The organism is Amycolatopsis viridis, assembly GCF_011758765.1.
Lineage (GTDB): Bacteria > Actinomycetota > Actinomycetes > Mycobacteriales > Pseudonocardiaceae > Amycolatopsis_E > Amycolatopsis_E viridis.
This window is the reverse complement of record NZ_JAANOU010000001.1, coordinates 3,954,734-3,968,051: the sequence shown is the minus strand read 5'-3', so window position 1 is coordinate 3,968,051 and position 13,318 is coordinate 3,954,734. Positions and strand designations below refer to the sequence as shown.

Annotated in this window: 15 protein-coding genes; 5 read left to right on the top strand and 10 right to left on the bottom strand. The window is 72.4% G+C overall.

Annotation, left to right across the window (positions count from 1 at the left end; genetic code table 11):
* Positions 1-407 precede the first annotated feature (407 nt).
* The 5 genes from FHX46_RS19690 (at position 408) to FHX46_RS19670 (ending at position 4,442) form a co-directional block, all read left to right on the top strand.
* Positions 408-1,775: a M14 family zinc carboxypeptidase gene (locus FHX46_RS19690; protein ID WP_167117142.1), complete on the top strand. Its 1,368-nt coding sequence runs from the start codon at positions 408-410 to the stop codon at positions 1,773-1,775.
* A gap of 41 nt (positions 1,776-1,816) precedes the next feature.
* Positions 1,817-2,200 (top strand): hypothetical protein, encoded by a 384-nt coding sequence (locus FHX46_RS19685; RefSeq protein WP_167117139.1) that lies wholly within the window; start codon positions 1,817-1,819, stop codon positions 2,198-2,200.
* A gap of 74 nt (positions 2,201-2,274) precedes the next feature.
* On the top strand, positions 2,275-3,150 hold the full coding sequence (locus FHX46_RS19680) for a hypothetical protein (RefSeq protein ID WP_167117136.1): 876 nt from the start codon (positions 2,275-2,277) through the stop codon (positions 3,148-3,150).
* A gap of 130 nt (positions 3,151-3,280) precedes the next feature.
* A complete protein-coding gene (locus tag FHX46_RS19675) occupies positions 3,281-3,790 on the top strand; it encodes a hypothetical protein (protein ID WP_167117132.1) in 510 nt (169 codons plus the stop codon).
* 139 nt (positions 3,791-3,929) lie between these two features.
* Complete coding sequence (locus FHX46_RS19670) at positions 3,930-4,442, top strand: DUF3558 domain-containing protein (protein WP_243871313.1); 513 nt, start codon at positions 3,930-3,932, stop codon at positions 4,440-4,442.
* Between the two features lie 374 nt (positions 4,443-4,816).
* Here FHX46_RS19670 and FHX46_RS19665 read toward each other — a convergent pair whose 3' ends face one another.
* The 10 genes from FHX46_RS19665 to FHX46_RS19620 form a co-directional block, all read right to left on the bottom strand.
* Positions 4,817-5,002, bottom strand: a complete 186-nt coding sequence (locus tag FHX46_RS19665) for a CsbD family protein (protein WP_167117129.1) — start codon at positions 5,000-5,002, stop codon at positions 4,817-4,819.
* Positions 5,003-5,070: 68 nt separating this feature from the next.
* Complete coding sequence (gene ligD, locus FHX46_RS19660) at positions 5,071-6,000, bottom strand: non-homologous end-joining DNA ligase (RefSeq protein ID WP_167117125.1); 930 nt, start codon at positions 5,998-6,000, stop codon at positions 5,071-5,073.
* Positions 6,001-6,027: 27 nt separating this feature from the next.
* The gene (locus FHX46_RS19655) at positions 6,028-6,600 is read right to left on the bottom strand and encodes a dienelactone hydrolase family protein (RefSeq protein WP_167117121.1); all 573 of its coding nucleotides are present in this window, start codon (positions 6,598-6,600) and stop codon (positions 6,028-6,030) included.
* Complete coding sequence (locus tag FHX46_RS19650; RefSeq protein ID WP_167117118.1) at positions 6,600-8,231, bottom strand: thiamine pyrophosphate-binding protein; 1,632 nt, start codon at positions 8,229-8,231, stop codon at positions 6,600-6,602. Before FHX46_RS19650 ends, FHX46_RS19655 begins: the two co-directional genes overlap by 1 nt.
* Before the next feature lie 78 nt (positions 8,232-8,309).
* On the bottom strand, positions 8,310-9,089 hold the full coding sequence (locus FHX46_RS19645) for an SDR family oxidoreductase (RefSeq protein ID WP_167117115.1): 780 nt from the start codon (positions 9,087-9,089) through the stop codon (positions 8,310-8,312).
* Between the two features lie 8 nt (positions 9,090-9,097).
* Positions 9,098-9,832, bottom strand: coding sequence for an SDR family oxidoreductase (locus tag FHX46_RS19640; RefSeq protein ID WP_167117112.1), 735 nt, complete (start codon positions 9,830-9,832; stop codon positions 9,098-9,100).
* Entirely contained in the window at positions 9,823-10,563 is a 741-nt protein-coding gene (locus tag FHX46_RS19635) for an alpha/beta fold hydrolase (RefSeq protein ID WP_167117107.1), read from the bottom strand. The genes FHX46_RS19640 and FHX46_RS19635 overlap by 10 nt, the downstream gene beginning before the upstream one ends.
* Positions 10,560-11,336, bottom strand: coding sequence for an aspartate dehydrogenase domain-containing protein (locus FHX46_RS19630; protein WP_167117104.1), 777 nt, complete (start codon positions 11,334-11,336; stop codon positions 10,560-10,562). Before FHX46_RS19630 ends, FHX46_RS19635 begins: the two co-directional genes overlap by 4 nt.
* A complete protein-coding gene (locus tag FHX46_RS19625; RefSeq protein WP_167117101.1) occupies positions 11,333-12,256 on the bottom strand; it encodes a VOC family protein in 924 nt (307 codons plus the stop codon). The genes FHX46_RS19630 and FHX46_RS19625 overlap by 4 nt, the downstream gene beginning before the upstream one ends.
* 18 nt (positions 12,257-12,274) lie before the next feature.
* Entirely contained in the window at positions 12,275-13,318 is a 1,044-nt protein-coding gene (locus tag FHX46_RS19620; RefSeq protein ID WP_313886195.1) for a Rieske 2Fe-2S domain-containing protein, read from the bottom strand.

Sequence of the window (13,318 nt, the reverse complement as noted above, 5' to 3'; positions counted from 1 at the left end):
GCCGGCCCGCCCTCCCCGCCCTCGCCGGCCCCTGACCCGCCAACACGCTGCCCGGAGTGGCGGACACGCGGACGGGAGCGGCCAACACGCGGACGGGAGTGGCGAACACGGTGCCCGGAGTGGCGAACACGCGGTCGGGAGTGGCCAACACGGTGCCTGGAGTGGCCAACACGGTGCCCGGAGTGGCCAACACGCGGACCGGGGCGGCGAACACGGTGCCCGGAGCGGCCAACACGCGGACCGGAGTGGCCAACATGGTGCCCGGGGCGGCGAACACGCGCGGGTGGGCCGGGTTGCTCCTCCGGGCGGGTGCGGCGCGGGTGCGGATTAGCCTGCTCGGCCCTCGCCGCGTGCGACACATTCGGGTGAACTGGACCGAGGAGGGAAACACGTGGAGGAGGGGGCCCGTGCCGCTGCCGGACTGGCTGCTCGAGGAAGTCGACGGGGTGGGGGACCGCGCCGCGTTCGCGGGTGTCGATGAACTGCACCGCGGCCTGCGTGCGCTCGCCGACCGGTATGCGGAGATCACCGCGCTGACCCGCGTCGGCACGTCCCGGCACGGCGAGCCGCTGCTGTGCCTCACGATCGACGGCGCACCGGGCGAGCCGGCCGCGCTGGTCTTCGGGCTGCCACACCCGAACGAACCGATCGGCGGGCTGACCGCCCTGCACCTGGCGGCCCGGCTGTGCGCCGACCCGGGGTTGCGCGCCCGCCTGCGGCACCGGTGGCGGATCATCGCCTGCATCGACCCGGACGGGTTGCGGCTCAACGAGGGCTGGCTCGCCGGGCCGATCACCCGCGAGCACTACGCGCGCCACTTCTACCGTCCCGCCGGTCCGGACCAGGTGGAGTGGACCTTTCCGCTCGACTACAAGGACGCCTACTTCGACGCGGTCCTGCCCGAGACGCAGGCGCTGATGCGGCTGATCGACGCCGACCGCCCGGACCTCGTGTGTTCCCTGCACAACAGCGAGTCCGGGGGCGTCTACTACTACCTCAGCCGCGCCGAGCCCGCGCTGCACGCGACCTTGCAGGCGCTGCCCGGCCATGTCGGCCTGCCGCTGGACCGCGGCGAGCCGGAGGTGCCTTACCTCGTGCGGGTCGACGACGCGATCTTCGACGGCCCGTCGATCTGCCGGGCCTACGACTACCTGACCGATCGTGGTGAGCCGTGGACGAACGCCGGCGGGGACAGCACCAGTTCCTACGCCGGCCGGTACGGCGCGCTCACACTGGTCACCGAGCTGCCGTACTGGACCTCCCCGGCAGCCGGCGACGAGAGCCCGTCCGGAACCGGCTACGGGGCGGCGCTCGCCGCGCACGGCCGGGCGCTGACGGAACTGTCCGCGGTGCTGGCGGACACCCTCGCCGCCGTTGCCGGCGATCTGATGGTGCCGGACTCGCCGTTCTGGCGGGCGAGCCGGTCGTTCGCGGTGATGATGGCGGCGGGTGCGCGCAGCGCCTGCTCCCGCAGCACCGCGCCGGAGGCCGAGCGGGTCGCGACGGTCGCCGAGGTGGCGTCCCTGACCGAGGCGACCCAGTGTTTTCGCCTGCGGTACGGCGGAATCCTGCTGCGGGCACTGGACGGGGAACTGGCGGTGGGCAACACCCGGCCGTCCGTGCGGGCCGCCCGGGCGCGGGTCGCGGCCCGGCACGCCGAGTGGCTCGCGGCCGATGCGGAGATCGGCGACCACCGCTCGGTCCCGATCCGGGACCTGGTGGCCACCCAGTACGGGGCGGTGCTCGCGGCTGCCGAGCACCTGGCGGTGCGCTGACTGGAGGGCGCCCGGGAGCGGGTGCGTGGTGGCGATCGAGCGTGCGGCGGCGGTCGGGACGCTGGACGACGCGGCAGCCCGGGTCCCCCGAGCTGGACGAGCACGCCACCCTGATCGACGTCGAGACCGTGGTCAGCGTCCGCGGCACCGCGAAGGTGGGCCGCTGGCTCTGGCAGGTGCTGCTCCACGCCTGGCTGGAGACCACGGAGCTTTACCGGATCCGGCGCGTCGGGCTGCTACTGGCCCGCCACGGCGTGCTGATTACCTGGCCCGTTGACGAGCAGACCGAGCCGCTGCTGGGCCGCCGCGACGCTGGGGACCGCGACAAGGACCAGGCCGCTGGTGGCCCGGGTCATCACCGGCCACGGCCTGCACTTCCCCGTCGTCTGGCCCGTTTGCGCTGGTCAGGAGCTCTGGCGAGGTGAGTAGTTTCACGCGTTGGATCCGGTGGCAAAGCCCTCTGCCATGATCGCCTGATCGGGCAGTATGGAGGCATGTCATGGGGGATCGTCCGTGGAGCCAGCAGGTCCAGGACGCACTGAGTCCGGGCCCAGCTGGGCGGAAGGTGCGGTGGCGGGCACTGGTGGGCGCGTTCGTGCTGGCGTGGCTGTCGTTGTGGTGGTCGGACTGGCACTGGTGGCCGGCCACCTGGTGGTTCCTGGCACCGCTGGTCGTGGTGGTGATCCTGCCGGGCATCCGGCGCCGGGTGGACAAGACGTGGGGCCTGGTCGCCGGGTTCCTGCTGGCCGCGCTGGTGCTCATGCCCGAGGTGCCCGGCGCCCTGATCCAGCTGGCCTGGGGGCTGGCGATCGCCGCGACCGGCGTTGTGTCCTTCCGCCGGCCTCGGTCCGGCTCGGGCGCGTGGGTGCCGATCATGGCCCTGGTGGTCGGGGGTGTCCTGATCGCCGGCGGACTGGTCTGGTGGGGTAACGAGTCCGACCGGAAGGCGGCCGCCGCAGCCGAGTATCGGCTCTACCGACTGTCCCTGCTGTACCCAAAATTCCCACACAGGGTCGTGTGGCAGCTGATCGAGGGCATGCGGACCCCGGCGAAACGCTACCTGGTCTGCTTCATGTTCAGCCCGGCCGCTGAGCAGCAGTTCGCGCGAGCGCACGGCGCGGCCGACTGCGAGGGCGCGCTGGCGAACCTGCAGCCCCAGATCACCAACTTCAACGGGTCCGCTGGGAACGTGGAGATCCCGGACCATCAGACCGACTACCGCCTCGGTCGTGCGCGGCTTGACGCCTGCCATCTGAAGCTCCCCACCCCGGGTACCGACCGGTACGACAATGCCGGCCCGCAGCTCGGGATGTTCGAGCTCGAGGAGCAGTACGACAACGGCTGGATGGTCACCAACTACGAACCCTGCCGGTGAAGCTGATCTCTCCCGCAACGTGACCACTACGAAGCCTGTCGCCACCGGGGTCGGAGCAAGGTCGCCCTGCCCACCACGAACACGGCCGACTCACGGGCACGTCACTGATACGCCTCGGAAGGTAGGGAATGTGAACAAGGTCTGGCCCGGATCGATGTTGGCGGTCGCAGTGCTGGCTACAGCCTGCAGCGGGCCCGGGAGCGTCAAACACAGCATCGAGGAAGTCGGTTGGGAGCTGGTCACCGACGCTCACGCGGTGGTAATGGAAGAAGAAACTCCCGACCTGCAGATCGAGCTGAAGGGCGACATCGACATCCCGTGTTCGGATGGTGCGGAGCCCGAAACGTTCAAGCGTGTCTTCCGAGCCACCTGGAACGACACCAGAACCATCACCTCAAAGACTGTTTACTACGACTCGGGACCCTGGTTCGGGACATTCCATAAGATTGGTTATGACGCTCGCGAAGACGTCGATTCCGAAACCCGCATTGAACAGGGCAGCGAGGAGGTGGCGATCGAGTACCTGATGACCAGGAAAAGACTGGGCATCACGGTCACCCTGCGCGTACAGATCGCCGCCCCAAACGTCTCGATCGATATGAGCACCCCGTGCCTCGGCAAGGCATCCAGCGACAGCTGAGCGCGAATGGCCGGTCTCTTCGTCAAGAACGAAGCGGACGATATCCAGCAGTTCGGCTGCTTCCGTTGATCGAGTTGATCCCACAGGATTTCATGTGAGATCAACTCGCCGCACTCGCCCATCCCGTCGGGAGGATCCGTTGAACCTTCGCCGCGCAGCGACCCTGATCGCCGCCGCTGTCTGCGCCGCGGTCACCGCCACAGCATGCGCGACCACCGTCACCGGCGCGGCCCGGCCCGCCTCGGGTCTGCGCCCCGGTACTGACGTCTTCGTCGGGATGGACGCCTGCCGTGTGCTCGACCAGCTCCTCGCCGGACAAGGGTTCAGCCCCGGCGAGAAGGAACGCTCCACCAACGGATGCACCGCCAGCAAATACGGATTCGGCAGCTACGCACTCGTCCTCGATCCGGTGCAAGGTCTCGAGGTCTTCCGCACCAGGTACCCCGGCACCAGCGAGATCAGCATCAACGATCGCCGCGGTCTCTACTTCTACGACCCCCGCTTCCAATTCTGCGCCCTCGCCCTCGAAGTCACCGAACAATCCCGGGTACTGGTCCTCGCCTCGGCTTTCAAATCGGGCCAGGACCAGGCCTGTCAGAACGCCCAGGGCGTGGCCCGCCGCCTCGAACCGCTACTGCCCACCCCGCCGTGACGAGAAGAGACCTTCAGCTACGCCGTCGAGGTCGCCTGGCCGCTGTGCCGGCGTTCTTCCCGAACCGCCGATCGGTGCGCAGCCGGTGTACTTTCCATCGGCCGGTCGAACTGCAACAACGCTTCCAGCGGATCGAAGCGGTGATCACCTCTGTGCCGCGTCGATCCGGACCTCGATCACGCCGGGCACGCCGGCGCGGATCCCGGAAGCGTGGCGGGTGCCAAGCAGGGGCGGTAGCCGCGCAGCACGATGTCCGGCGTTCGTGCAGGGCGGAGTCCGCCCCGCACGAACCGCCGGTGTGGATCATCTCGATCCGCTGCGAGCCCGGGCCTATGCCGGATCAGGGTATGCGCACGGTCAGCGGTCGAACACCGTCAGCGGTCGAACACGTCCTTCGCCGCGTCCTTGATCTTCTCGCCGGCCTGCTTGACGTTGGCCTTGCCCTGGTCACCCTTGCCTTCGGCTTCCCACTGCTCGTTGCCGGTGGCCTTGCCGAGCCCTTCCTTGGCCTTGCCCTTGAGCTCTTCCGCCTTGTTCTGGGTCTTGTCGTCGCCGCTCATCTGCGGGTCCTTCCGGTCGGTGAGCACCCGGGGTACCCGGTCAGGCGATCGTTATTCCCGCCAGGTGCTCACTCCAGGCCGTCGCGGTCGGCCCAGGCCAGCAGCGTCTCCAGCGAGTAGGCGGTGTCGTCGATACCGGCGTGCAGGTCACCGAGCCGGGCGAACCGGGCGGGCACCGTCGCGATCGTGCAGTCGCCCGGTTCCACGTCGTCCACCTCGTCCCACCTGATCGGCGCCGACACCGTCGCGTCGGGGACACCGCGCACCGAGTAGGCGCTGGCGATCGTGTGGTCGCGGGCGTTCTGGTTGTAGTCGACGAACACCAGCGCCGGGTCGCGGTCCTTGCGCCACCAGGTCGTCGTGGCGTCGTCCGGCGCGCGGCGTTCCACCTCGCGGGCGAACGCCAGCGCCGCCCGGCGCACCTCGGCGAACCCCCACCGCGGCTCGATCCGCACGTAGATGTGCAGCCCGCTGCCGCCGGACGTCTTCGGCCAGCCGGTCGCGCCCAGCTCGTCCAGGACCTCGTGCGCGACGTGCGCCACCCGCCGCACCCGGGAGAACGGCGCCGCCGGACCGGGGTCGAGGTCGATGCGCCACTCGTCGGGTTTCTCGGTGTCGGCCCGCCGCGAGTTCCACGGGTGAAACTCCACAGTGGACATCTGCACCGCCCAGATGACGTGCGCCAGCTCGGTCACGCACAGCTCGTCGGCGTGCCGGTCGTACCGCGGGAAGTGCACCCGCACGGTCTCCAGCCACGGCGGCGCCCCGGCCGGCACGCGCTTCTGGTGCACCTTGTCGCCGCTCACGCCGGACGGGAACCGGTGCAGCATGCACGGCCGCTCCCGCAGCGCGCGCACGATCCCGTCGCCCACGGACAGGTAGTACCGCGCGAGGTCGAGCTTCGTCTCGCCGCGGGCCGGGAAGTAGACCCGGTCCGGATGCGAGATCCGCACCGTGTGGTCCCCGACCGCCAGCTCCACCGCCGAGTCCTTGGCCATGGCCCCGAACCTAGCCGCTGCGCGCGGTCACAGCGCGGCGGAATCGAGGAAACGCACCACCTCGTCCCAGCTGCCGGCGCCGCCGGGCAGCGACAGCCACGACTCGTGCAGGCCCGCGGTGAGCACCGGCAGAGCGGGCAGATCGGGCCACGGACCTGACCGCGGTGCGATCCCGGCGGCGACGGGCAGTGCGTGTCCGGCCGCGGCCCACGCGGCGAGGTGCGCGCCCTGGCCGAGCCCGGCGACGGCGGTGGCACCGGCCGGCACGCCCACGCGGCGGTGCAGGTGGTCGAGCGCCCCGGCGATGTCGGCGGCCAGGTCCGCGGTGCGCAGCGCGTCGAAGCGCCCGTCGGGGAAGACCCGGCCACCGGTGTCGTAGTAGAGCAACGGCGCGACGGCGAGGTAGCCGCACCGGGCCAGCGCCCGGCACCCGGCTTCCGCGGCGTCGGTGAGCCCGTGCTCGTCGTGCAGGACGATCACCGCCGAGCGGACGGGGCCGTCCGGGAACCGCACCAGCAGTGGCGCGGCGGTCTCGAGCACGCGGCGCCGCCGGTTCGCCGGGGCGTGACCGTGGTGGTGGCTGGTGGTGGGCGTGGTCATCAGCGGTCCTGCCGGGCCGGGACCGGGACCGGGGGCACGAACGGGCGCGGCGCGGGATCCAGCGCGGTCACGTCCACCTCGATCACCGCGGGGCCGTGCTGCGCGACGGCCTTGCCCAGGGCCTCGGCGAACGCCTCCGGCCTGCCGACGAGCTGGTAGGGCAGGTCGAGCGCCTGGGCGAGCCGGGAGAAGTCCGGGGTGTAGAGATCGACCCCGGCGCGGGAGCCGCCGTGGTGGTCCTGCATGTTGCGGAGCACGCCGTAGCCGCCGTCGTTGAACACGACCAGCACCAGCCAGGGCTTCTCCTGGGCGAGCGTGCCCAGCTCGCCCAGGTGCACCGCGAGCCCGCCGTCGCCCGCCATGACCAGCGTCGGTGCGTCCGGCTTCGCGATCGCCGCGCCGATGCCGGTCGCCAGGCCCTGCCCGATGCCGCCGCCGACCGGGAACAGGTTGGTGCGCGGGTGGTGGATGTCCAGCAGCCGGTTGCCCCACTGACTGGACGGGATGGTGACGTCCCGCGCGATCACCGAGTCCGGGGGCAGGCCCGCGCGCATCGCATCGCAGATTTTCCGGTACGGGCCGATCGCCTCGCGCAGCTGCTCACGCACGGCCGCCCGGGTCGCGACGGCCCGCGCCCGCCACGCCGGATCGCCCGCCGGCACGGGCAGCTGCCGCAGCACGGTGGCCGCGTCCCCGGCGATGCCGGCCGTCGCCGGGTGGACGCGGCCCAGCGCGGCGGGGTCGACGTCGATCTGCACGTGCGCCGCGGGCAGCGCCAAGTGGTAGTGCCTGGTCTCGTTGGACCGGAAGTGGGTGCCGATCGAGATGAGCAGATCAGCCTCGGCGAGCAGGTCCGCGGCGGCCGGGTGGGTGGCGAAGTTGCCCACCACCAGTTCGTGGTCCTCGGGCAGCGTGCCCCGCCCGGAGTTGCTGGTGAACACCGGTGCGTGCAGCCGCTCGGCCAGTGCCCGCACCTCGGCGCGGGCGCCCACCGCACCGCCGCCGGCCCAGATCACCGGGCGCCGCGCGGTTGCGATCAGCTCCGCCGCCCGGGCCAGCGCACCCGGGTCCGGCTCCGGGACCGGTTCCGGCGCCTCCGGCCCGCTGGCGGTGACCTGGTGCCGCGCGTACTGCAGGTCGATCGGCCACTCCACACTCGACGGTCCACACGGGAGGGAAAGGGCGTACCGGACCGCGCGCCGCAGCACCGGCTCGGCGTCCGCCACCGAGGAGATGGACGCGGCGTGCTTGGACACCGCGGTGAGCATGCCCAGCTGGTCGCGGGTCTCGTGGATGACGCCCCGCCCCTGCCCGAGGTAGGGCGAGTCGATCTGCCCGGTCACGTGCAGCACGCGGCTGCCCGCGGTGAGCGCCTCCACCAGCGAGCCTGCGGCGTTGCCCGCGCCGGTGCCGGTGCTGGTGATCGCCACGCCCAGGCCACCGCGGGCGCGGGCGTATCCGTCGGCCGCGTTGACCGCGGCGGCCTCGTGCCGCACCGGGACGAACCGCAGCCGCGCCGCGACCGCCTCCACCAGCGGCAGGTTGTGGACGCTGACGATGCCGAAGGCGGTGTCCACGCCGTTGTCGATCAGGACCTGGGCGAGCAGGTCGCCGCCGTTGCCGTGTGCCACAGTTTTCTCCTTGCGCCGGGGCGGCTCGCGCCGCCGCGGGGTCTGATGTTCCGCTACCGCACCACTGGGTGAACTTCGCTAGACGTAGCGGGCGACGCCGCCGCCGACGTCGAGGGCGGAGCCGGTGATGTAGGAGGCGCGGGGGGACAGCAGCGCCACGATCGGGAACGCGACCTCCTCGGCGGTGCCGAGGCGGCCGAGCGGGATGCCGCGGTCGCCGGCGAGCGCGGCGGTCCACTCGTCCCAGGACTGGGTGGTGCCGGACTGCTCGTACCGGCGCCGCCACTGGCCGGTGTCGACCAGGCCGAGGCAGACGGAGTTGACCCGCACGTCCGGTGCCAGTTCGGTGGCCAGTGTCTTGGACAGGTTGAGCAGGGCCGCGCGCGCCGCGGAGGTCGCGGCGAGTCGCGGCTCGGGCTGGCGGGACAGGATCGCGTTGACGTTGACCACGGCCGCGCCCGGCCGCAACCAGGGCTGCGCGGCGCGGACGACGTGCAGCACCGAGAAGATCTTCAGGTGCAGCTCGTCACGCCATTGGTCGTCGCCGGTGTCGGCGAGCCGCGCCATCAGCGAGCGACCGGCGTTGTTGACCACGCCGTCCAGCCCGCCGAACTCCTCGCCGGCGCCGGTGACGAACCGGCGCACGTCGTCGGCGTCCAGGACGTCGCAGGCCGCGGTGCAGAGCCGGGCACCGTGCGCGCGGGGCAGGTCGGCCAGCGCCTTCTCCAGCCGCACGCCGTCGCGGGCGCAGGCGGCGACGTGCGCGCCCTCCGCGAGGAGCAGCGCGGCGGTCGCCAGCCCGACGCCGGAACTGGCGCCCGTGACGACGACGGCCCGCCCGGTGAGTCCGAGGTCCATGACAACTCCTAGTGGCAGACGAATCCGCCGTCGACGACCAGTGTTTGCCCGGTGATGTAGGCGGCCGCGTCGGAAAGCAGGAACTCCACCGCGCCGGTTACGTCCGCGGGTTGCTGCGGCCGGGTCAGCGCCCGGTTGTCCGCGTAGAGGCGGTGCCGTTCGCGGGGGACCCCTTCGGTGGCCTCGACCTCGGTCAGGCCGGGTGCGACCGCGTTCACCGTCACCCCGTCCGGCCCGGCGTCGCGCGCCATCGCGCGGGTCATCGCGATCACCGCGCCCTTCGACGACACGTAGTGCACCAGCCGGGGCGGCCCGAACAACGCGACGTCGGAGGCGATGTTCACGATCCGCCCGCCGGTCGCCGCGAGCTGCGGGTACAGGGCGCGGGCGACCAGCCACGGGCCGCGCGCGTTGACGGCCATCAGCCGGTCCCACGCCTCGACCTCCAGGTCGGCGAAGTGCTTGCCGCCCACCCCGTCGGCCATCGCCGCGTTGTTGACCAGCCCGTGCAGCGGCCCGATCTCGGCGACCCGCTTCGCGAGGTGCGCCACCGACTCGGGATCGGCGACGTCGGTGTCGATGCGGTGCACGGTCCGGCCACGTTCTTCCAGCAGCTCGACACCGCGGGCGGCCCGCTCCGGATCGCGCTCGGCCACCACCACCTGCGCGCCGGATGCGCCCAGGGCGTCGGCGATCGCCCAGCCGAGCCCGCGCCCAGCCCCGGTCACCACGATCAGGCGCATCGCGCGGCCTCCACTTCGGACAGGAAGCCGAGCAGGACGTCGTTGAACTCCTCCGGGCGTTCCTGGTTGGCCGCGTGCCCGCCGCCGATCACCCGCAGCCGCGCACCGGGGATCTCGCGTGCCAGCAAGCGGCTCTCCTCGACGCCGGTCACGCGGTCGTCGGCGCCCACGACCACCAGGGTCGGCACCGCGATCCGGCCGAGCACCGGACCGTGGTCGGTGGCCGCCATCGACTCCGCGGCCGCGCGGTAGCCGGGCAGCCGGACCCGGGCCATGGTCGCTTCGACCTTCACCAGCGTCGCCGGGTCGGTGGTGAGCCGGGGTGCACGGCGCCGGGCGAACTCCTGGGCGCCCACCTGGGCCAGCTCGTCCACCCGCGCCCGCATCCGCCGCGCCGAGTCGGCCGACGTGCCCGATCCGCGGGTGGAGTCGGCGAGCGTCAGCGACAGCACCGGGTGCTCCAGCGCGAGCCGGGTCGCGATGACCCCGCCCCAGGACACCCCTACGACGTGCGCGGGTTCGTCGAAGACCCGCGCCGCGACCTCGGCGAACCAGCCGAGATCGGCCCGCGCCGGGTCGGCCGAGCCGCCGTAACCGGGCGCGTCCCAGGCGAACACCCGGTGCCGCCGGGCCAGCACGTCCACCTGCGACTCGAAGGAGGCGCTCGATCCGCCGATCCCGTGCAGCAACAGCACCGGGCTGCCGCTCGCACCGGCCCGCACGCCGTTCACCGGAACACCACCCGTGGCTGCGCCAGCGCCGCGATCGCGCCGAGCACCGCGTGCGGCACGACCGCGCTGCTGGTCGGCGTGACGGGCGAGGGCTGGTTGCGGATCTCGAACCGGTACGACCCGGCGGTGCCTTGGGCGGTGATGACGTGCGAGGTCAGCTCGGCGCCGGGATCGGCCACGACCACCGCCTCCACGGCGTCCCAGTCGCCCACCGCCAGCGCCACCGAGGCCGCGACGTTCGCCGACTTCGGGAATGCCGCCGTCACCTTCCGGGCCGGGCCGCGCATCAGCTCGACCGGCGCGCTCGCCGTCCGCAGCCGCTCGGCCTCCGCCGCGGACATCCAGGGCTGCACGAGGTTGGCGGCGCGCTTGGTGGTCTCGATCGTCACCCGCGACAGCGGCGCCATCCGGGCCGCGGCGCGCAACAGGTCGAGCCCGCCGATCGCCCCGGTGGACAGGTGCAGCTCGCCGGGGCCGGCGGCCAGCAACTCCTCCAGCAGGGCGTCGTCGGCCAGTGCGCCGACCGACACCACCAGGAGGTCGCGCCCCGCGGCCAGCACCCGCGGCCCCAGTTCGGCCAGCGCCCGCTGCCCGGCCGCTTCGACGACGAGGTCCGAAGTGGACAGCAGCTCGTCCAGCGTCAGCACCGGCAGGTCCGGCGGGCCGGCCGGGTCCAGGACGCCGGACAGCACCGCGTCCGGGACTGACCCGTCACGCAGCGCCCGGGCGACCACGCCACCGATCGAGCCGGCGCCGATCACGCCCGCCCTCATCCCTGCCACCACGCGCTGTAGCCGGGGTCGGGCACGCCGGCCATGTGCGTGCGCACGTCCTTCGACGGCGGCCCGGCGGTGCCCCACAGGTCGGACAGCTCCGGCGTGCGCCGCCACACCCGGCACAGCCAGGCGTCCTCGACGACCTGCTCCACCTCGGAGGTGTATTCGCACACCAGCCCGGCCGGGTCGGCGAAGTAGCCGAAGGTGTTGCTGCCCGGCCCGTGCCGGCCCGGGCCCCACAGCGGGGTGATCCCGTTGTGCCGGAGCCGGCCGATCCCGCGCATGAAGTGGTCGATCGAGGTCATCTCGTAGGCGACGTGGTTGACCGACGCGAACGGCGCCTGGTTGAACGCGATCACGTGGTGGTCGGCGTTGCAGCGCAGGAACGCCATCTGGTGCTCGGACCAGTCGGAGATCCGCATGCCCAGCACCCGGGTGTAGAACTCGCAGGCCGCGTCGATGTCGGCGGTGTTGAGCACGACGTGCGCCAGCTTCCGCGGCACCGCGGGCAGCCCGTCCGGATCGTCCGGGGTCACCGCGAACACGTCCGCGGACAGCTCGATCAGCCGTCCTTCCGGGTCGGCGAACCGCAGCCCGTAGCCGCCGCCGACCTGGTCGAGCTTGCCCGGTTCGGTGACGAGCGGGATGCCCTGGGCCGCCAGGCGGGTGGCGGCCTCGTCGATCTCCCGCGGTGTCGCGACGGCGAAGGTGACCTTGCCGAGCGCGTTCTGCTCGGCCTGCTGCAGCTGCAGCACGTGGTGCTCGCTGCTGGTGCCGCGCAGCCACACCGCGCCGGTGTCCTGCTCGACCTGGCGCAGCCCCCACACTTCGCGGTAGAACTCGCCCGCTTCGGCGCACCGGGTGGAGCGCAGGGTGACCGACCGCAGCGCACGCAGCCGGACGACGGGTTCGGACATGGTGTCCTCCAAGGGTGTTCAGGCGACCGGGACCGGCGCGGGTGCGGCGGGTTCGGTCAGGCGGGCGGCCTGTTTGGCGGCTTCGGCGCGCAGCAGGCGGCGCATCCGGACCAGGGCGATGTCGTGCTGGTAGAGGTTCTCCCGGTCCCACGCGTCGGCGGGCATCGCCTCGGCCATTTCCCGGTCCTGTTCCAGCACGGCGAAGTGCCGGGCCTCCAGCCGGTTGCGGTAGAGGAAGCGCCAGCTGTCGCGCTGCCAGCCGGAGACCTTGCGGCACCGCCAGAAGAACCCGGCGTGCCGGTGCTCCGAAATGGCCGACAGCGCCGCGACGATCGTGAACGGGCCGCCCGGCCCGGCGGTGTCCGGGTACGGGATGTCCAGCGTGACCCACTGGGCGCCGCCCTCGGTCAGCTCGACCCAGTCGAAGTTGACACCGCGCTGGTCGGTCTTCTCGAACACGAAACCCTTGTCGGTGGCGCGGATCTGGAACACCGCCTCCCGCTTGCCGGCGAACATGGTGTGGCTGTTGCGGTGCAGGAACGCGCCGTGCATCGGGTCGAGCAGGTTGTCCAGCGAGTAGCGGTAGGGCGCGTCCCACTCGACGTAGCACAGGAAGTGCGCCCACTCTTCCCCGGCGATCGGCTCGGGCACCTCCAGCGGGGCCGGCGGGGCGGACTCGTCGAGGCCGAACCAGGCGAACACGGCGCCGCCGTGTTCCCGCGCCGGGAAGGTCCGCAGCACGCGGCGCCCCTCCAGCGCGCAACCCGGGCTGCCCGGCACCGACACCACGGTGCCCTCGGCATCGACCTGCACCCCGTGGTAGTTGCAGGCGACGCGGTCGCCCATGTGCACGCCGTGCGACAGGCGGGCCGCGCGGTGCGGGCAGCGGTCCTCCTGAACGTGCACGACGCCCGCGGCGTCGCGCCACAGCAGCAGTTCCTCGCCCGCGCGATCCAGGCGCGTCAGCTGGCCGGGGCGGACGTGCTCCGACGGGCACAGCGGGTACCAGCGGTCCCGCAGCCCGAACTGCAGCAGGCCCTCGGTGGTGTGCAGGGGGTTCAC

Coding starts and splice junctions, on each gene's coding strand:
- FHX46_RS19625 (WP_167117101.1), bottom strand. CDS start 12,256: ATGTCCGAACCCGTCGTCCGGCTGCGTGCGCTGCGGTCGGTCACCCTG.
- FHX46_RS19645 (WP_167117115.1), bottom strand. CDS start 9,089: ATGGACCTCGGACTCACCGGGCGGGCCGTCGTCGTCACGGGCGCCAGT.
- FHX46_RS19630 (WP_167117104.1), bottom strand. CDS start 11,336: ATGAGGGCGGGCGTGATCGGCGCCGGCTCGATCGGTGGCGTGGTCGCC.
- FHX46_RS19665 (WP_167117129.1), bottom strand. CDS start 5,002: ATGAGCGGCGACGACAAGACCCAGAACAAGGCGGAAGAGCTCAAGGGC.
- FHX46_RS19680 (WP_167117136.1), top strand. CDS start 2,275: ATGGGGGATCGTCCGTGGAGCCAGCAGGTCCAGGACGCACTGAGTCCG.
- FHX46_RS19655 (WP_167117121.1), bottom strand. CDS start 6,600: ATGACCACGCCCACCACCAGCCACCACCACGGTCACGCCCCGGCGAAC.
- FHX46_RS19640 (WP_167117112.1), bottom strand. CDS start 9,832: ATGCGCCTGATCGTGGTGACCGGGGCTGGGCGCGGGCTCGGCTGGGCG.
- ligD (WP_167117125.1), bottom strand. CDS start 6,000: ATGGCCAAGGACTCGGCGGTGGAGCTGGCGGTCGGGGACCACACGGTG.